At 52.3% G+C, this 17,080-nt stretch carries 16 protein-coding genes; 5 read left to right on the forward strand and 11 right to left on the reverse strand.

What is annotated here, in order from left to right; all coding sequences use genetic code 11:
• Positions 1-18: 18 nt before the first annotated feature.
• The 7 genes from PSE_RS02580 to PSE_RS02610 all read right to left on the reverse strand — a co-directional run bounded on the left by PSE_RS02580 (position 19) and on the right by PSE_RS02610 (position 6,221).
• Complete coding sequence (locus tag PSE_RS02580) at positions 19-351, reverse strand: hypothetical protein (RefSeq protein WP_041767857.1); 333 nt, start codon at positions 349-351, stop codon at positions 19-21.
• Between the two features lie 128 nt (positions 352-479).
• Positions 480-941 (reverse strand): isoprenylcysteine carboxylmethyltransferase family protein, encoded by a 462-nt coding sequence (locus PSE_RS02585; RefSeq protein WP_014283445.1) that lies wholly within the window; start codon positions 939-941, stop codon positions 480-482.
• A gap of 43 nt (positions 942-984) precedes the next feature.
• A complete protein-coding gene (locus PSE_RS02590; RefSeq protein ID WP_014283446.1) occupies positions 985-1,596 on the reverse strand; it encodes a LysE family translocator in 612 nt (203 codons plus the stop codon).
• A 145-nt stretch (positions 1,597-1,741) separates the two neighbouring features.
• Positions 1,742-3,295, reverse strand: coding sequence for a signal recognition particle-docking protein FtsY (gene ftsY / locus PSE_RS02595; protein ID WP_014283447.1), 1,554 nt, complete (start codon positions 3,293-3,295; stop codon positions 1,742-1,744).
• Positions 3,296-3,325: 30 nt separating this feature from the next.
• Positions 3,326-4,594, reverse strand: coding sequence for a tRNA (N(6)-L-threonylcarbamoyladenosine(37)-C(2))-methylthiotransferase MtaB (gene mtaB, locus PSE_RS02600; protein WP_014283448.1), 1,269 nt, complete (start codon positions 4,592-4,594; stop codon positions 3,326-3,328).
• Positions 4,591-5,514 (reverse strand): diaminopimelate epimerase, encoded by a 924-nt coding sequence (gene dapF, locus PSE_RS02605; protein ID WP_014283449.1) that lies wholly within the window; start codon positions 5,512-5,514, stop codon positions 4,591-4,593. The genes mtaB and dapF overlap by 4 nt, the downstream gene beginning before the upstream one ends.
• 134 nt (positions 5,515-5,648) lie before the next feature.
• Positions 5,649-6,221 carry a L,D-transpeptidase gene (locus PSE_RS02610; protein WP_208608909.1) on the reverse strand — a complete coding sequence of 191 codons (573 nt, stop codon included), beginning with the start codon at positions 6,219-6,221 and terminating at the stop codon, positions 5,649-5,651.
• Between the two features lie 199 nt (positions 6,222-6,420).
• Here PSE_RS02610 and PSE_RS02615 point away from each other — a divergent pair, with 199 nt between their 5' ends.
• Both PSE_RS02615 and PSE_RS02620 read left to right on the forward strand, forming a co-directional pair.
• Entirely contained in the window at positions 6,421-7,104 is a 684-nt protein-coding gene (locus tag PSE_RS02615; RefSeq protein ID WP_041767864.1) for a response regulator transcription factor, read from the forward strand.
• Between the two features lie 25 nt (positions 7,105-7,129).
• On the forward strand, positions 7,130-7,636 hold the full coding sequence (locus PSE_RS02620) for a cyclic nucleotide-binding domain-containing protein (protein WP_014283452.1): 507 nt from the start codon (positions 7,130-7,132) through the stop codon (positions 7,634-7,636).
• Between the two features lie 12 nt (positions 7,637-7,648).
• On the opposite strand, the gene PSE_RS26870 is transcribed toward PSE_RS02620, so the two are convergent.
• Positions 7,649-8,119, reverse strand: coding sequence for an Lrp/AsnC family transcriptional regulator (locus PSE_RS26870; RefSeq protein WP_083841539.1), 471 nt, complete (start codon positions 8,117-8,119; stop codon positions 7,649-7,651).
• Between the two features lie 90 nt (positions 8,120-8,209).
• Between PSE_RS26870 and PSE_RS02630 the strand changes: the two genes are divergently transcribed.
• Together PSE_RS02630 and PSE_RS02635 are read left to right on the forward strand one after the other, a co-directional pair.
• Positions 8,210-8,833, forward strand: coding sequence for a LysE family translocator (locus PSE_RS02630; protein ID WP_014283454.1), 624 nt, complete (start codon positions 8,210-8,212; stop codon positions 8,831-8,833).
• A 139-nt stretch (positions 8,834-8,972) separates the two neighbouring features.
• On the forward strand, positions 8,973-9,650 hold the full coding sequence (locus PSE_RS02635) for an ankyrin repeat domain-containing protein (RefSeq protein ID WP_014283455.1): 678 nt from the start codon (positions 8,973-8,975) through the stop codon (positions 9,648-9,650).
• Between the two features lie 18 nt (positions 9,651-9,668).
• Here the strand turns inward: PSE_RS02635 and PSE_RS02640 are convergent, their stop codons facing one another.
• The 3 genes from PSE_RS02640 to argC all read right to left on the reverse strand — a co-directional run bounded on the left by PSE_RS02640 (position 9,669) and on the right by argC (position 11,914).
• Positions 9,669-10,232, reverse strand: coding sequence for a hypothetical protein (locus tag PSE_RS02640; protein WP_208608911.1), 564 nt, complete (start codon positions 10,230-10,232; stop codon positions 9,669-9,671).
• A gap of 88 nt (positions 10,233-10,320) precedes the next feature.
• Entirely contained in the window at positions 10,321-10,926 is a 606-nt protein-coding gene (gene leuD, locus PSE_RS02645) for a 3-isopropylmalate dehydratase small subunit (protein WP_014283457.1), read from the reverse strand.
• Positions 10,927-10,966: 40 nt separating this feature from the next.
• On the reverse strand, positions 10,967-11,914 hold the full coding sequence (gene argC / locus PSE_RS02650; protein WP_041767866.1) for an N-acetyl-gamma-glutamyl-phosphate reductase: 948 nt from the start codon (positions 11,912-11,914) through the stop codon (positions 10,967-10,969).
• Positions 11,915-12,270: 356 nt separating this feature from the next.
• Between argC and PSE_RS02655 the strand changes: the two genes are divergently transcribed.
• Entirely contained in the window at positions 12,271-17,079 is a 4,809-nt protein-coding gene (locus PSE_RS02655) for an NAD-glutamate dehydrogenase (protein WP_014283459.1), read from the forward strand.
• Position 17,080: the final 1 nt, after the last annotated feature.

Genomic DNA, 17,080 nt, shown 5'->3' on the forward strand with positions numbered 1-17,080 from the left:
GCTTCAACGCGATCTGCTTTAAGTTCTAACGACAATATCCTTGCCAACTTTAAGCGTAACCTTGCCACTCGCTTCCATCAGCTGAATGGGTGTCCGCTTAGCAGCTTCTTTGAGCGCTTTTGTAAAGCCGCCATCGCCCTTCAGAGACTCGGCCTTGAAGTTTTTGATTTTGGAGTCGTTGTTCACTTCATCCAGAAACTTGGTCTCGGCGCGCTTCTTCATCTGGTTCAGCTCTTTCATGAAAGCGTCTTCGGTCTTTTCGTCAACCTTGGCTTTCTTCAGCGCAGCTTTGATTTTGCTGGTTTCTTTGTAGACCTGATCGATATCATCGAACTTCATTAGCACGGCCATCAGGATCTCCCTCTTGTTGTTTTCTTGGATCAACGGCCAGTATCACGCTAGGGACACTACTTGCGCATTCTTACCATAGGGTAACAAAAGGGAGTGGAGGTTGAAGCATCTGCCTCGACAGCTGTCAGCTACATCCAGCGGCGGACGCTTGCTTTGTAATCCAGATAGTCTTTGCCGAAGTTCTCCTCCAAAATGGCTTCTTCCGGCTTGATCTGAAAGGCTGTGATGTAAGCCGCAAACCCCAGAGCAACCGGAATAGCAAATAGGTTGCCCTGAAAAACAGCCCAGCCCAGCAGAATGAACTGAAGGCCCAGATACATCGGGTTGCGGGTTTTGGAGTAAATACCGTCTGAAACGATGGCACTTGCATTTTCTGGATGAGATGGGCTGGTTGTCGTCCGGGCCCTGCGAAATTCGGAGAGGCCAGTTGCACCAAAATAGCCACCGGCTCCAATACCAATCACGAGAAACGCAGTCTCTGCACCATGCAGATTGATGTCTCCGGGTAGAAGCAGAGCGACCAGCCAAATAAGAACCGCAAAGCCAGCAAAAACCGCAACCGGCGGGAACCTGAGTTTTAGATTATCCATTGTGTTCCAGTAGTTTGTCTTTTCAGAGTTGCAGTTCGCTGTGTCAGCTCTCAGAGAGTGCCAGCTTCACACCAAGAGCGCCAAACGTAGCTGCAAAGCCCCGCTTAAGCCAAGCCATAACTTTTGGGCGGTTGATCACATAATCGCGCGCAAGGGATGCCATGGCTCCATAAGCAATGAAGACGATAAAGGTCAGCAGCATAAATACAAATGCATGAAGCAGCAGAGCGTAGGTCGCATTCTCACTGCCAGGAGAAACAAACTGAGGCAGGAATGCAAGGAAGAACAAGGAGAGTTTAGGGTTCAGCACATTGAGCAAAATGCCATCAAGAGCAGTGCGATACAGCGTCCGCTCACGTTTTTCTCCGTTGACTTCCAAAGCACCACCACTGCGCAAAATACTCCAAGACATGTAGAGCAAATAGGCAACGCCGAGATACTTGAGAACCTGATAGGCAAGCGCGCTGCTGTGAAAGATGGCTGCAAGGCCAACAATGCTTGCCAAGGCTGCTGGAACAATACCAAGCGTACAGCCAAAAGCAGCAGCAACACTCGGTTTCAGCCCTTTGCCGAGGCCAATAGCGATTGTGTAAAGAACGCCAGTACCAGGCAGCAGAACAACAATGAGGGAAGTCAGAAGATACTCAAGAGTCATAGGAAGGCTCGTAAATCGATAGGGGAGGCAATGAAGCTGCCAGTCTACCCGATAGTGTGAGCCTGTCCATTAAACTCAGTGAAATTTGTAGAAAACAGATAGGAACGGAAAGGCAACCTGCGCCTTTCCGAATCTTTTCTCTAGCTTAGTTCAGCTCGTCGTCTTTACCAGCAATCGCCGCAGCAAAGTCTTTTGCAGAGAATGGCTCAAGGTCATCCACGCCTTCACCGACGCCGATGAAGTGCACTGGGAGGCCATACTTGCGGGCAATAGCCACCAGAATGCCGCCGCGTGCTGTACCGTCCAACTTGGTCATCACCAAACCAGTCACGCCCGCAACCTTACCGAAGATCTCAACCTGAGATAGGGCATTCTGGCCGGTAGTAGCATCGAGGGTCAGCAGAGTGGTATGCGGCGCATCAGGAACACGCTTGCGGATCACGCGGATGATCTTCTCAAGCTCGTCCATCAGTTCAGCTTTGTTCTGCAAACGGCCAGCAGTATCGATCAACAATACGTCTGTGCCGTTGCTGAGAGCCGCATCAACAGCATCATAAGCAAGCCCAGCAGCGTCTGCGCCGGTATCACGAGCAACAACTTCAGCACCGGTGCGCTGGCCCCAAACCTTCAGCTGCTCAACGGCTGCCGCGCGGAAAGTATCACCCGCTGCAAGCATCACCTTCTTGCCCTGCTCATGAAGCAGAGAAGACAGCTTACCGATTGTGGTGGTTTTACCCGTGCCGTTCACACCCACCATCAGTACGATGTGTGGTTTGTGGCCGCTGTTGAGATCCAGTGGTTTGGCAACAGGCTCAAGAACGCTTTCAATCTCGTCAGCAAGAATAGCGCGAACTTCTTCGCCTGAAATTTCCTTGTCATAACGCCCGTCAGAAACGCGATCTGTAATCGCGATTGCAGTGTCGATGCCAAGATCTGCCTGAATAAGAATGTCTTCCAGCTCTTCAAGCGTATCAGCGTCCAGCTTGCGCTTGGTGAAGATAGAGCTGATGCCCTCTGTCAGCGCATTTGAGGAGCGGGAAAGCCCAGCTTTAAGACGCTGGAACCAGCTTTTCTTTACTGGAAGATCTTCGCCAGTTTCCTCAGTTCCCGGAGTTTCTCCAGTCTCTTCAGTCGCTCGGCTCTCTTCGATCTCTCGACCTTCTTCACCTGTTCCTGCGTCTCCGTGTTCCCGAACACTTTCAGAGCTTCCTGCTTCTTCAGGTCCTTCCTCTGTTCCTGATGCTTCAGTGATCTCATGTGTGAGAACCGGTCGTTCATCGGCAGTATCCTCAGCGACGGGCACAGCATCATCGCTGACCTTAGGGGAAAGTATATCTTGCTCGGGATGAGAGTCTGCTGAATTTTCCTCAGTCAGATCATCGGTGTCCAGATATGCAGTCTCTTCGAGGGCTTTGGTTTCGGCCTCATCCAAATCATGAGGCTTCTCAGAAGCTTCCTCTTCAACTGCTGCTTCAGGCTCTGAAGCAAGCTCTGGATTTTCCAGATCAAGAGTTTCATCTGCGACCGCTTCAGCCGTTTCTTCAAGGCCTTTTACAGGGTCAAGCGGAACGGATTGAACGCCTTCAAGAGACTCACGCAGCTCTGCACTGTCAGGTGCTTTCTGCTCCTGCTCGCTCTGTGTTTCTTCTGAAGAACCGCCAAACAGGCGACTGAAAAAACCGCGCTTCTTTTCGCTCATGCCGGAAAGATACCTTTGAAATGTAAAAGCTTAAGCTGCTTTGCCAATTGGTTCTGCAATCAGATGTCTCTCGGTATGCCCTGTAATGCGTGCGGAGACAAGACTTCCGGCAATATTCGCATCCAGTTCAACCTGAGTAAATTGCTCAGTACGACCAAGCCCTTCACGCTCAATCAAAATCTCGCGCTTCTTACCCACTTCTGCGCGCAGGTGCGCCAGCAGCGCTTCCTGTCCCTTGATACGAAGGCGAGCAGCACGCTCTTTGATGATCTTGCGATCAAGCTGAGGCATGCGTGCAGCAGGAGTGCCCGGGCGTGGAGAGAACGGGAACACATGCAGATGTGTCAGGCCACATTCGTCAACGATGCGCAGCGTGTTCTCAAACATCTCGTCGGTTTCGGTCGGGAAACCGGCAATGATGTCAGCACCAAACACAACATCAGGACGCATCTTGCGCACATCTTCGCAGAAGCGAATGGTGTCCTCGCGGGAGTGACGACGCTTCATGCGCTTCAGGATCATGTTGTCGCCAGCCTGCAGAGAAAGGTGCAGGTGTGACATCAGACGATTATCATGCGCGATCACTTCCATCAGCTCATCATCAGCTTCAATGCTGTCGATAGAAGACAGGCGCAAACGCTTGAGGTCTGGAACAAGCTTCAGGATTTTGGCACAGAGCGTGCCCAACTTCGGCTCGCCAGGCAGGTCTGCACCGTATGACGTGATATCAACGCCGGTTAGAACAATCTCACCATAACCATTGTCGACAAGGCGTTTGATCTGGTCGATTACCACACCCATTGGTACGGAACGAGAGTTTCCGCGGCCATAAGGGATGATGCAGAAGGTGCAGCGGTGGTCACAGCCGTTCTGAACCTGAACAAACGCACGGGAGCGTCCTTCCAGTCCATCAATCAGGTGACCAGCGGTCTCGCGCACGCTCATGATGTCGTTGACGCGAACCTTCTCAGTTTCTTCAATGCCAAACTGAGCGACACGGCCATAAGAGGCGCGCTCCAGTTTTTCGGAGTTTCCAAGAACCAGATCCACTTCGCCCATTTCAGCAAAGGTTTCCGCTTCAGTCTGTGCTGCACATCCGGTTACGATGATGCGCGCATTTGGATTCTCACGGCGTGTTTTACGAATAGTTTGTCGTGCTTGGCGGACAGCTTCGTTGGTCACGGCACAAGTGTTGATCAGCACAGCGTCTTTAAGGCCAGCAGCCTCCGCTTCGCTTTTCATCACTTCCGACTCATAAGCGTTCAGTCGGCAGCCGAATGTCACAACATCAATGCTCACTGCGTTGGCTCCATTGCCGCGTCCCCCGAAGCGGTCTTTGTGTAGGTGAGGGTGTCAAGATTGAGCGCACCCTCGAATTCAATTGCGGTTTCACCGGTCATCATGATGTGGTCGTTGTCCTCACGCCACTCAATACCCAGCGGTCCTCCCGGCAAGTGGATGGTGCACTTGCGTGCAGTCCGGCCAGTACGCGCTGCAGCAACACCAGTTGCGCAGGCTGCGGTGCCACAGGCTCGCGTCAAGCCAACACCACGTTCCCAGACCTTCAGGCGGATTTCGTTTTCGCCGATAATCTGAGCAAGGGAGATATTCGCCTTTTCAGGGAACATCGGATGACACTCAAGCAATGGTCCAAATCGCTCAAGGTCGTGGGCTTCAATATCATCCACCCAGAATATCGCATGCGGATTACCAACATTCACAACGCTTGGAGAATGTAGAACCGGCGCATCAATCGGCCCGATCTGCAACTCAATAGCGCGCGTATCAGTAAACTCTTCGGCAAGTGGAATCTGATCCCACTCAAGACGAGGAGTGCCCATGTCAACGCTCACAAGCGTTTCAGTGTCAGAAGCATGCGCAATCAGCAAACCAGCGTTGGTCTGAATGGTAACGCCTGGAGTTCCAGCTTCACCCATTAGCAGACGGCCAATGCAACGTGTTGCGTTACCGCAAGCATCTACTTCACTGCCATCGCGATTATGGATGCGCATAAAAGCATAAGCATCGGAACTTGCAGGCTCGACCGTAATCATCTGGTCAAAGCCGATACCCTTTTCACGGTCTCCGATAGCCGCGATTTGCGCCGGAGTTAAGACGACCTTTTTCTCGCGGCTGTCAAACACCACGAAGTCATTGCCTAAACCGTTCATTTTCAAAAAGGGAACCAGCGTATCCGCCATGAGCTTGCTTCCATTCATGCGTAATCCGTCAAGAAGGCACTATATGGAGTAAATTACTTTAGATTACTAGGGAAAATGCAGGGAAAAGCCTCCCCTGAGACAATTGAGAGGCCAGCTTTAAAGCCTCCCTAATCGAATCCTCTGGTTTTGCACTATTCCGCACAGACTTCGAGCATGTCGCCGGGCGCCATTTCTTTCAATATCTCTCGCATCACTTCAGGGTAAACGGCAACACACCCTTCCGTTGGCAGGAAGCCTTCACGCGCCACGTGAAAGAAGATCGCGCTGCCTTCGCCTTTCACTGCTGGATACATATTACAATCTAACACCACGACGATGTCATAGAGGCGATCATCCCGCCACATTTTCTCGTGGCTCGGCTCAAAGGGGAGGTCCACAGGACGATTGTACAGAGCATCCTCCGGAGAATCACACCACCCATCACTCTGAGATAGCGGCGAAACCGGCAAATAAGTCACTGGACAGGATCCGCGGTCCGCTCGGTAATACACATTCAGCAGTTCAAAACGTCCAATCGGCGTAGCGCCATCGCCCTCGCGTTTTGTGTGGGTCAAACCAGACCTTCCAAGTGCACACGCAAATGTTACCGCGCCCAAAGTCAACGTTCCTGTGTGGGGCTCGTTACCTGTATGCCGCACAAATAGGGTCTTTTGGGTCTTTTTAAGCAACTTTGCGGGTGGAGTGGGTACTGCGAGAGGAAGCATTGACGAACCTGTTGTCCTGCGGAAAACACCGGGAGAAACACTCCCAAATAAAGCGGGGGTCACTTACGCGTGAAGTAGATTTTACGAAAAACTTTGAGATTTACCACGTTTTTGCTCGCCTTTTTTTCGGCAACCCTTCATGTATTTATGTGAGATAAGTTTTAGGGCTAGCACCAAAGATTGGTGATTGGGTGAGAATATGACTGCACGTAAAATTCTGCTTGTAGATGACGATAATGATCTGCGCGAAGCTCTGGTTGAGCAGCTTTCGCTTTATGATGAATTTGAAACCACTCAAGCTGACAGTGCTGCTGCTGGCATCAAAAAAGCAAAAGAAGATCATTTTGACCTCGTTCTGATGGACGTTGGTCTGCCGGACATCGATGGCCGTGAAGCTGTAAAGCTGCTGCGCAAAGCAGGCTTTGGGGCTCCTGTCATCATGCTCACTGGTCATGACACAGACAGCGATACCATTCTTGGTCTGGAAGCTGGCGCAAACGACTACGTCACCAAGCCGTTCAAGTTTGCTGTTCTCCTCGCTCGTATCCGCGCACATCTGCGTCAGCACGAGCAGAGCGAAGACGCTGTGTTCACCATTGGCCGTTATTCCTTCCAGCCTGCTGCAAAGTCCATGCAGGACGAAAGCGGTGCGAAAGTTCGTCTGACCGAGAAAGAGACTTCCATCCTGAAGTTCCTCTACCGCGCAGGCGAAAAGCCAGTGACACGCGATGTACTGCTGCACGAAGTTTGGGGCTACAACTCCGGCGTCACCACACACACGTTGGAAACTCACATTTACCGTCTGCGTCAGAAAATCGAGCGTGATCCGTCCAATGCGGAGCTTCTGGTCACAGAAGCCGGTGGATATAAGCTTGTACCTTGAGGCATAAGCGGCTAATTCAAGAACTATGAGTCTAGCCCGCGACATCGAAATCTTAAGACGCGTTCCACTCCTCTCGCAGTTCACAGAGGACCAGCTGCGCCTGCTCGCCTTCAGTGCGGAAACAATGCAGGTGTCAAAAGGCGGAACCGTTTTTAATGAAGGTGAGCGGGCAGACGGCGGCATCGTGCTGACAATTGGCAAGGTGCAGCTTGAGACCGGGATGGGACGCGACTCGCGTCCCCGCGGCACTTATGGACCCGGTACTTTATTTGGCGAAAACGCTTTGATGGCTGAAGGCAAACGCCCGGCCCGTGCAGTTGCTCTCGAAAACTGCGAGTTGATCCGCATTCGCCGCGCACTCTTCTCCCGCATGCTTCAAGAATTTCCTGAAACAGCTCGCAAGCTTTACGTTGACAAAGCAAACGAGTTCACCACCGCAGCCGCTGCATTGGCGCGCGTTGGTCACAAGCTGGATGAAGTGGACGCTCTCAACGAGCGTCATAAGCAGGAAGTTGCGGCAAAGCGCAGCTAATACAACAGCCAGCTAAAGCGGCTTTTGCACTCTGCTCTCTTTGAAATCATAGACAATCGAGCTTTCAATCTTGGTGATGTAAGCCCGTTTCGTGAACTTCTCAAAGGCAAGGCTTTTCAGATGGTCGATATCGCGCACACGTAAATGCGCAATGATATCGTAAACCCCACTGATGAGTGTGACGGATTTCACTTCTGGCAACCCGACCACCTCCTGCATGAACTCCTCCACCAAAAGAGCCTCGTGCCGGTCCAGCTGAATGAAGAACATAGCCTCAAATCCAACACCGTAGGCCTTCGGGTCCACCAGTGCATGGCTGCTCTTTAAAATGCCACTGTCTTTCAATCGCTTAATGCGTTCGTGACAAGCCGATGGACTGAGATTGACCTCCGCTGCGACCTGTTTATTGGGTAGGAGTGCATTATTCTGCAAAATTTCCAATATAGCGAAGTCTGTTCGGTCTAACTGGGCGTATGAGTTCATTTTTCGGAATCTATTCGATATTCTGAAGATGGTAGCAGGAGTATATTCGGAGAAAATTTGGAATAAAACCCCCGCAAGAATTTACTCCCAATGGCAGCGAATACTCTCCTTTTTCTCATCACCATTCTCAGTCTGATCATTGTTCCTGGTCCGGATATGCTCTACGTGACCAGCCGCGCTCTCGCGAGCGGTCGCCCCGCCGCTTTGAAGGCATCTCTCGGTATCTCTGCCGGATACCTTGTGTTCACTGTGTTGGTTGCTGCCGGTTTTCAGTCCCTCTTCCTTGCAGAACCAAGGCTGTTTCAGGCAATCCGCTGGATGGGTCTGGCCTATCTTATGTATCTGGCTTATCGCTTGTTTTTTGCTAGCGGCATGTGGACCTCCGAAGAAGAACAGCAAGCTCCCACAGAGACCAACGATCTGAAGTTCGGCTTCCTGACCAGCCTGCTCAACCCAAAGGGTATGCTCTTCTACTTCTCTTTGCTGCCGCAGTTTTATGTGCCTGAGGTCATGCCATTCTGGGTCTATGCATTGATCTTCGGCATGGTTGCCAGCCTTCTCTGCCTGATTGTCTACTATGGCGTCGGCAGCCTCGTGTCCGGCCCTGCGCGTCTCTGGCTGGCCAACAGCAACAATGGCAAACGCGTCTCCATGCTCGCCAGTCTCTGCGTTTTCGCAGTTGGTATCTCCATGGTCGTTGCTGATATGGCCTAAAGCTATCTGCACGAACAAGTGAAAAGCACACGACCTATAAAGCCACAAGCTTGTGATATGACTGCATGATGCCCTCACGCAGTCATAGTTTGCTGCTTTGACTGAGATGGAACAGCTCGCTCAAAGAGGAAGCCCTTCGATGCCAAGCTCACTCACAAAAGCACTCGCAAGCTCCGCCTTGGCAATGCTGCTGACAGTTGCAGCTCCAAGCACCTCTGTTCTTGCGCAGAACACTTCACCAGGAGAGTTTTTTGCCGCGGTCAAAGCGAAAGATCTGAGGAAGCTGGATCAATTCGCTCAAGCTGGAAGCTCATTAGATCTTCGCAATGAGGAAGGCGATACAGCAATTATCATTGCTGCTCGGCGTGGTGACCTCGCAGTGCTTGAACATCTGGTTAAACTCGGAGCTGACATCAATCTACAAGATGCGAACAAACGTGATGTCCTAAACATCGCGATCACGACGAGAAACCCAGACTTAGCCCGACGTGCTCTGGATCTGGGCATCGATCCTGCGATGGTCACATCCGTCTATGAAGGATCAGCATTGATCTATGGCAGCCATCAGGGTGCAGTCGAGATTGTGTCCATGTTGATTGATGCCGGCGCACCTCTGGACCACGTCAACAACCTCGGTTGGACTGCCCTTCTGGAAGCAACCATCCTAGGTGATGGCAGCGAGCCCTATCAGGCGATCGTCGAAAAGCTGGTTGATGCCGGCGCCAGCAAAACCATCGCCGACCGCAATGGCAACCTCCCAATCGACCACGCCCGCAACAAAGGCCACACGGAGATTGTGGAGTTGCTGGAAGACTAGTGCGAGCTGAGGGAGACGTTATTGAAATGTCGGATTGCGCTGACTTTCTGCTTCCTGCAGTAGTCGCTCCCAACTTGCCCGCGCTTTGGAACTAGGCTTTTCCTTAGATATTCTTATAAGCAACTCCTGAAACCGTCTCTGTTTAGAAATCTCAAGAACTGATAAGGGATTTCCATCGACCTTGATCTCAGGACTGCCCTTGAAGTGTTCGATTGTATCTACATGAGCTTCTAAGCGTTGGGTCAGCTCTCTGATGGTTAGTCCGGTTGCTTTTTGTATAGCGATCCGAAAATCATCAACTGCTTCATGGGAGCGATCAAGGTGACTTTGAGCAATTCCGCGTTCCAAGTACAAAATAGCCAGCTTTTGCTCCTCAGAACTGACGAAGCTGTTCCAGAACTCTAGTTTAAGAGCAATATTGCAAGCACGAACCTTTCTTACTTCTGAGATCTCAGGCTTTCTACAGGTTCCTGCAAAAATGCTGGAAGTGAAACCTGCAATCCAGACTGACAGAAGCAAAATCACTAAGCCCAACGTGAGCGGCCATTTGAATGAGAAGCCTGTAGCGGTATCTTTGCTCACCTAACTCTCCGAGCCTGCCTTGTGAGCTATCCATATAGCAAGGGCGCCACGAGGGCGCCCTGAAAAATTTTGAAAACTTCTGATTTAATCAGTGCCAAGGATGGCTCAGTTCAAGCTTGTCTTCGTAGCTGTCGATGTGCTGGGTCTTCTCGAAAGTCTGACCAATGTCATCAAGGCCGTTCAGCAGGCAGTGCTTGCGGTGTGGGTCCAGATCGAACTTGATCGCGCCACCGTCTGGGCCGCGAACTTCCTGCTCTTCCAGATCAACAGTCAGGGTCGCGTTTGCACCGCGGGATGCATCGTCCATCAGCTTGTCGAGGTCTTCCTGGCTTACAATGATTGGCAGAATACCGTTCTTGAAGCAGTTGTTATAGAAGATGTCAGCAAAGCTGGTGGAGATCACACAGCGGATACCGAAGTCCAACAGCGCCCATGGAGCGTGCTCACGGGAAGAACCACAGCCGAAGTTATCGCCAGCAACGAGGATCTGAGCTTTCTCATAGCTTGGCTTGTTCAGCACGAACTCTTCGTTCTTGGAGCCGTCGTCGTTGGTGCGCATCTCATGGAAAAGTGCAGTGCCAAGGCCCGAACGCTTGATGGTTTTCAAAAACTGCTTCGGGATGATCATATCGGTGTCGATGTTGACCAACGGCAAAGGTGCAGCAACGCCTGTCAGTACTGTAAACTTTTCCATGGAATACTCTCCTCGGATCTCTGGAATTCTCTAATTTTTCTTAGGCAACAGCGAGGTCGATGCTCTCGTTCAGGCCCATCATAATATTCAGGTTTTGGACAGCTGCCCCAGAAGCGCCCTTACCAAGGTTGTCGTAGATAGCAACCAACAGAGCCTGGTGCCGATCGTCGTTGGCAAACACGTGCAACTGCATCTTGTTGGTGCCGTTGAACATCTCTGGGCTCAGGTCTTCGATCGCATTCACGCTCTCAAGCGGAGCTACTTCCACGTCGCCAGCAACGCTGGAGAAATGGTCTGCAAGCGCTGCATGCAGATCTTTACCTGTCGGCGCATTGCGAAGCTGCCCGAGCTGCAACGGCACAAATGTCATCATGCCCTGTGCGTAGTTGCCAACCGCAGGCTGGAACAAAGGTGCGTGAGCAAGGTCAGCGTAGAACTGCATCTCTGGCAGGTGCTTGTGACCGAACTGCAAACCATATGGCCAGTAAGAGGACGCCTTATCATTGCCTTCGTACTTTTCGATCATCTGACGACCACCTCCGGTGTATCCGGAAACTGCATTCACAGTGAACGCATGGGTGGACGGAATAAGGCCAGCTTCAAGCAACGGACGAATAGTTGCGATCACCCCCTGAGGGTAACAACCCGGGTTTGATACAAAGCGCGCCTTGGAGATGATCTCCGCCTGATCCTTTGTCATCTCAGGGAAGCCATAGGCCCACTCTGGATTAACACGATGCGCGGAAGACGCATCAATCACACGGGTGCTGTCGTTGGTAATGAGCGAGACGCTCTCCAGTGCAGCTGCATCAGGCAGGCACAGAATTGCAACATCAGCAGAATTCAAAAGCTCTGCACGTGCGTCCAGTTCCTTGCGGCGCTCTGGAGCGATGCTTAGGATTTCAATGTCACGGCGCCCAGCCAAACGCTCGCGGATCTGCAGACCCGTAGTTCCGGCTTCTCCATCAATGAACACGCGCACCGACATTTTTGACTCCTTGGAGCTTGTAGTTGGAATAGGTTCAGGGGTTGTACAACGTCCATCACCCATTGTCACAGAATAGGGCGCGTTTTTTTAGACCTCTGTCCTCAATTGGCAGTTGAGGGAGGCTCAAGCAACCAGAGGTTCGCTGGGCGGGCTTTTCGAATATTACAAGAATTCCCGTATGTCGCTCACATCCAAACACATTCTACTGAAATCGACGTTTTTACGGGGTTCTTATCTCGTTTCGCATTGAAATATTGAACAAATGCACCTTAATAGGTTTCAAAGGCATAGGCCGCGTCCATGTGGCATGTTCGCGCAGCCTGTGCCGACTATAATGTTGGATGAGGAACGCCTGAATGTCTGTAACGACAACCGAGGCTAAAGCTGGGCTTATTGCCGATACCTGTGCACTGCTGATTGACGAAAACGAAGACGAAGCAAGGTTTGCCGAAGACCTCTTCTCTCACGCCGATGCAGAAGATCTCCTGAACTACTCCCCATCAGAGCTTGCGGTTGTTTCGCAGGAAGCTTGGGCTGATTTCGCAAATCACCCACTGGGGACACATCGAATTCGTGTTTTCAATCCGCAGCCAAATGCTGACGGCAAGCAGCTCGAAGACATCACCGTCGTTGAAATCGTCAACGATAACATGGCCTTCCTCGTATCCTCCGTTATGGGGGCAATCCAGACAGCTGGTTACGAAGTTCGCCTCGTTCTGCACCCACTCTTCGTTGTCGAGCGTGATGACGACGGTGGCCTCCAGAAATTCCACGGCACCGTTGGTCTGGGAGGACCATCCGTTCGCCGCGAAAGTCTCATCCATATTCACCTGACCCGTCTGAACTCCGATGAGGACATCAAGCAACTCGAGGAAAACCTCGACCTTGTTCTCAATGATGTTCGTCAGGCCGTGAATGACTGGCGCCCGATGCGCGACAGAATTCAGCTGGCTGTTGAGGAATACCAGCAGGTCCGCGCGAAAGCCGACAACAAGCAGTTTGATGAAGCGATTGCCTTCCTCGAGTGGATGGCAGCCGACAACTTCACTCTTCTTGGTATTCGTGAGTTCATCTTCGACGATACCAGCGAAAACGGCGAACTTTCCCTGATCGAAGGTTCTGGTCTGGGTATCCTGACCGATCCTAACGTCCGCGTGCTGCGCAAAGGCTCCGAATTCGTTGTAATGACACCGGAAATCAGAGAGTTCCTGTTAAAGCCGGAACCGCTGATCATCGGTAAAGCTAATATCCGCAGCCGCGTGCACCGTCACGTGCATATGGATTACATCGGCGTGAAGCTGTTTGATGAAGAAGGCAAACTGCGCGGCGAGCTGCGTGTTGTCGGTCTCTTCACAGCAACAGCCTACACCCGTTCAACAAGCTCCATTCCTTACATTCGCCATAAGACCGCGAAGGTAATGAAGAACCACGGCTTTGATCCGGAAAGCCACAGCGGCCGTGCGCTTCGCAATATTCTGGAAGGCTATCCACGTGATGATCTGTTCCAGATTGACGTCGATACGCTCTCCAACTTCGCAGACGCAATTCTGCAGCTGAACGAACGCCCACGTGTCCGTGTTCTCTCCAGAACCGACAAGTTCGACCGTTTCGTTTCCATCATCACGTATATTCCGCGCGATCACTTCACCACGAGCATCCGTGAGCGTGTCGGCAAGTATCTGGCAAACGTCTACGAAGGCCGTCTGTCCGCTTGGTACGCAACGTTCCCGGAAGGCCCTCTGGTCCGTGTCCACTACATCGTAGGCCGTTATGTGGGTGATACGCCTCAGCCATCTCAGGCAGAGCTGGAAGCTTCCATTCAGGAAATCGTCCGCACATGGACAGACAGCCTGAGAGAAGCTCTGCGCTCCGTCTATGGCAATGCGATCTCTGGTGCGCTTCTCAAACGCTATGGTTCTGCGTTTGATGGTGCCTATACCTCCGCAACACCAGCAGCGACCGCAACCAAGGATATCCGCCGCATCGAGCAGCTCGGTGAGAAGCGTCCTCTGGTGATCAGCTTCTACAAGCGTGAGCGTGAAGGTAAGGGCCAGATTTCTCTGCGTGCATACCATCTCAACAAACCGATTCCGCTGTCCGCCCGTGTTCCGATGCTGGAAAACCTAGGTTTCCGAGTCATCAACGAGAGAACCTACCGGATTACGCCAGCGGATCGTGAGCTGAGCTACCTGCACGACACCACTCTGCATCTGGATGAGAACCGCTTCCGCAACTTCACAGAAGCGGATATCGAACGACTCGGTGCTCTGTTCCTCGCAGTCTGGAATAAACAGGCTGAAAACGATGGTTATAACGCCCTTGCACTGACCGCTGGATTGGCTTGGCGCGACATTGCGATGATCCGTGCGCTCTCCCGCTACCTGCGTCAGGCTGGAATCCTCTATTCTGAAGATTATATGTGGGGAACTCTTAACCGCTATCCACAGATCGCTCAGCAGCTGGTTCACCTGTTCCATACACGCTTCGATCCTACACTCGGAACGTTTGAACGTTCGGGTAAGGAGAGCCGTCTGATTGATGAGATTTCCGCAAGCCTGGACGAAGTTACGAGCCTGGATGACGATAGAATCCTCCGTCGTTTCCAGAACCTGATCCTCGCAACTCTACGCACCAATTTTTTCCAGTTGGATGATGCTGGCCAACCGAAAGCAACCTTTGCGTTCAAGCTGGACCCACACAAAGTGGAAGGTCTGCCAAAGCCTCTGCCGTACCGCGAGATCTTCGTATACAGCCCACGTGTGGAAGGTGTTCACATGCGCTTCGGCCCTGCAGCCCGTGGTGGTTTGCGTTGGTCTGATCGCGCACAGGATTACCGCACAGAAGTGCTCGGCCTCGTGAAAGCACAGCAGGTTAAGAACGCTGTGATTGTTCCGGTTGGTGCAAAAGGTGGCTTCCTGCCGAAACAGCTTCCAAAAACTGGCAGCCGTGATGAGTGGATCGCTGAAGGCACAGAAGCCTACAAGATCTTCATCTCTTCCCTGCTGGATCTGACAGATAACCTGGACGCTGACCTCATCCTGCCACCAGAGCTGATGGTGCGTCACGATCAGGATGATCCATACCTTGTTGTGGCCGCGGATAAAGGCACAGCAACCTTCTCAGACACCGCAAACGCGATCTCTGAAGACAAAGGCTTCTGGCTTGGTGATGCGTTCGCATCCGGTGGTTCCGCTGGTTATGACCATAAGAAGATGGGCATCACCGCACGTGGCGCTTGGGAAGCTGTGAAGCGTCACTTCCGTGAAATGGACCGCGATATCCAGAAAGAGCCATTCACCGCATGCGGTGTTGGCGATATGTCTGGTGACGTGTTCGGAAACGGCATGCTGCTCTCCAAAGCAACCAAGCTGGTCGCAGCCTTCGATCACCGCGATATCTTCCTCGACCCGAACCCGGATCCATCTGTGACCTGGGACGAGCGTAAGCGCATGTTTGATCTGGGCCGTTCTTCCTGGCAGGACTACAACAAGGAACTGATTTCCGAAGGCGGTGGCATCTACCCACGCTCTTCCAAGTCTATTCCTCTGTCTATTCAGGTTCAGAAGATGCTGGGCCTCAATAAGGCAAAAGCATCTCCTCAGGAGGTTATGACTGCCATCCTGAAGATGAAGGCAGACCTGCTGTGGTTCGGTGGCATCGGCACCTACATCCGCGCATCTGACGAAAGCAACATTGAAGTGGGTGATCGTGGTAACGACTCCATCCGCATCACGGCTGCTGAAGTTGGTGCAAAGGTTATCGGTGAAGGTGCAAACCTCGGCATCACCCAGAAAGCGCGTATCGAGTTTTCACGTGCCGGTGGGCGTTGTAACTCCGACGCGATCGACAACTCTGCTGGTGTGAACTCCTCCGATATGGAAGTGAACATCAAGATTGCGCTGGGCGCTGCAGTGAAGAAGGGTACTCTGACTACTCCAGACCGCAACGTCTTGCTGGCTGACATGACAGACGAAGTTGCACAGCTGGTGCTGCGTAACAACTACCTGCAAACACTGGCAATCTCTCTCTGTGATCGCCGTGGTCTGGAAGATCTTGGCTATCAGGTGCGCATGATGCGTCAGCTGGAATCTCAGGATCTGTTGGATCGTGCAGTAGAAGACCTGCCGGACGACGCAACCATCGAAGAGCGCGAGAAAGCTGGTCAGCACCTGTCCCGTCCAGAACTGGGCGTGCTTCTGGCCTACGCAAAACTCACTCTGCATGATGAGCTGCTTGAAAGCTCCGTGCCGGATGATGCGTACCTTGCGAAAGAGCTGTACCGCTACTTCCCGAAAGAGATGGCAGACACCTACTCTCAGGAAATAGAGAGCCACCGTCTGCGCCGCGAAATCATCGCGACCATGCTGGCAAACTCCATCATCAACCGTGGTGGCCCGGCATTCCTGACCCGCATCATCGACCAGACCGGCGCGTCTGTAGCTGATGTGGCGCGTGCATTCGCGGTCGTTCGTGATGCCTTCGGCCTGACACAGCTGAACGAAGAGATTGACCGTCTGGACAACACCATCTCTGGTGACCTGCAGCTGGAGCTCTACACTCTGGTTCAGGATCTGGTGCTCGGCATGGTCATCTGGTTCCTGCGCAATGTGTCCTTCGAGGATGGTCTGGAAGCAGCAATCAACCGCTTCCGCGATACCGTGAAGCGTCTGTCTCCGCGTCTGGAAACCTTCCTCTCAGAAGGTCGTGCAGAAATGCTCAAGGCGGAAACCAACCGTCTGGTAGAAGCTGGCGTTCCAATCATGATCGCAGCACGCATCGCTCGCCTGATCGGTGAAATGGTCATCCCGGATATCGTTCTGGTCTCCGAGAAAGCCAACCGTGACGTTGACGAAGTTGCAGCCTCTTACTTCCGTGTTGCTGAACACTTCAAGTTCGGTGCGATTGAAGAGCTGGCTCGTGAGTTTGTCATTCGTGACTACTACGACGGTCTGGCACTTGACCGCTCCCGTTCGATCCTTGCAAACGCACTGCGTGATCTGGCAGCTCAGGCTCTTGAAGATGAAAAAGGCTTCGATGGCTGGCTGGAGCGCAACGCAGGCAAAGCGGAAAGAACGCAGCAGGCAACCAGCGAAATTCTGGAGAAGAACCTGTCGGTTTCCAAGTTCTCCGTTGCAGCTGGCATGCTGGCAGAGTTGGCAAACTAAG

This window comes from Pseudovibrio sp. FO-BEG1 (assembly GCF_000236645.1).
Lineage (GTDB): Bacteria > Pseudomonadota > Alphaproteobacteria > Rhizobiales > Stappiaceae > Pseudovibrio.

What these genes read in the sequence shown, in the direction of transcription:
- PSE_RS02580 (WP_041767857.1), bottom strand. Translation starts at nt 351, where the DNA reads ATGGCCGTGCTAATGAAGTTCGATGATATCGATCAGGTCTACAAAGAA.
- PSE_RS02585 (WP_014283445.1), bottom strand. Translation starts at nt 941, where the DNA reads ATGGATAATCTAAAACTCAGGTTCCCGCCGGTTGCGGTTTTTGCTGGC.
- PSE_RS02590 (WP_014283446.1), bottom strand. Translation starts at nt 1,596, where the DNA reads ATGACTCTTGAGTATCTTCTGACTTCCCTCATTGTTGTTCTGCTGCCT.
- ftsY (WP_014283447.1), bottom strand. Translation starts at nt 3,295, where the DNA reads ATGAGCGAAAAGAAGCGCGGTTTTTTCAGTCGCCTGTTTGGCGGTTCT.
- dapF (WP_014283449.1), bottom strand. Translation starts at nt 5,514, where the DNA reads ATGAATGGAAGCAAGCTCATGGCGGATACGCTGGTTCCCTTTTTGAAA.
- PSE_RS02610 (WP_208608909.1), bottom strand. Translation starts at nt 6,221, where the DNA reads ATGCTTCCTCTCGCAGTACCCACTCCACCCGCAAAGTTGCTTAAAAAG.
- PSE_RS02615 (WP_041767864.1), top strand. Translation starts at nt 6,421, where the DNA reads ATGACTGCACGTAAAATTCTGCTTGTAGATGACGATAATGATCTGCGC.
- PSE_RS02620 (WP_014283452.1), top strand. Translation starts at nt 7,130, where the DNA reads ATGAGTCTAGCCCGCGACATCGAAATCTTAAGACGCGTTCCACTCCTC.
- PSE_RS26870 (WP_083841539.1), bottom strand. Translation starts at nt 8,119, where the DNA reads ATGAACTCATACGCCCAGTTAGACCGAACAGACTTCGCTATATTGGAA.
- PSE_RS02630 (WP_014283454.1), top strand. Translation starts at nt 8,210, where the DNA reads ATGGCAGCGAATACTCTCCTTTTTCTCATCACCATTCTCAGTCTGATC.
- PSE_RS02635 (WP_014283455.1), top strand. Translation starts at nt 8,973, where the DNA reads ATGCCAAGCTCACTCACAAAAGCACTCGCAAGCTCCGCCTTGGCAATG.
- leuD (WP_014283457.1), bottom strand. Translation starts at nt 10,926, where the DNA reads ATGGAAAAGTTTACAGTACTGACAGGCGTTGCTGCACCTTTGCCGTTG.
- argC (WP_041767866.1), bottom strand. Translation starts at nt 11,914, where the DNA reads ATGTCGGTGCGCGTGTTCATTGATGGAGAAGCCGGAACTACGGGTCTG.
- PSE_RS02655 (WP_014283459.1), top strand. Translation starts at nt 12,271, where the DNA reads ATGTCTGTAACGACAACCGAGGCTAAAGCTGGGCTTATTGCCGATACC.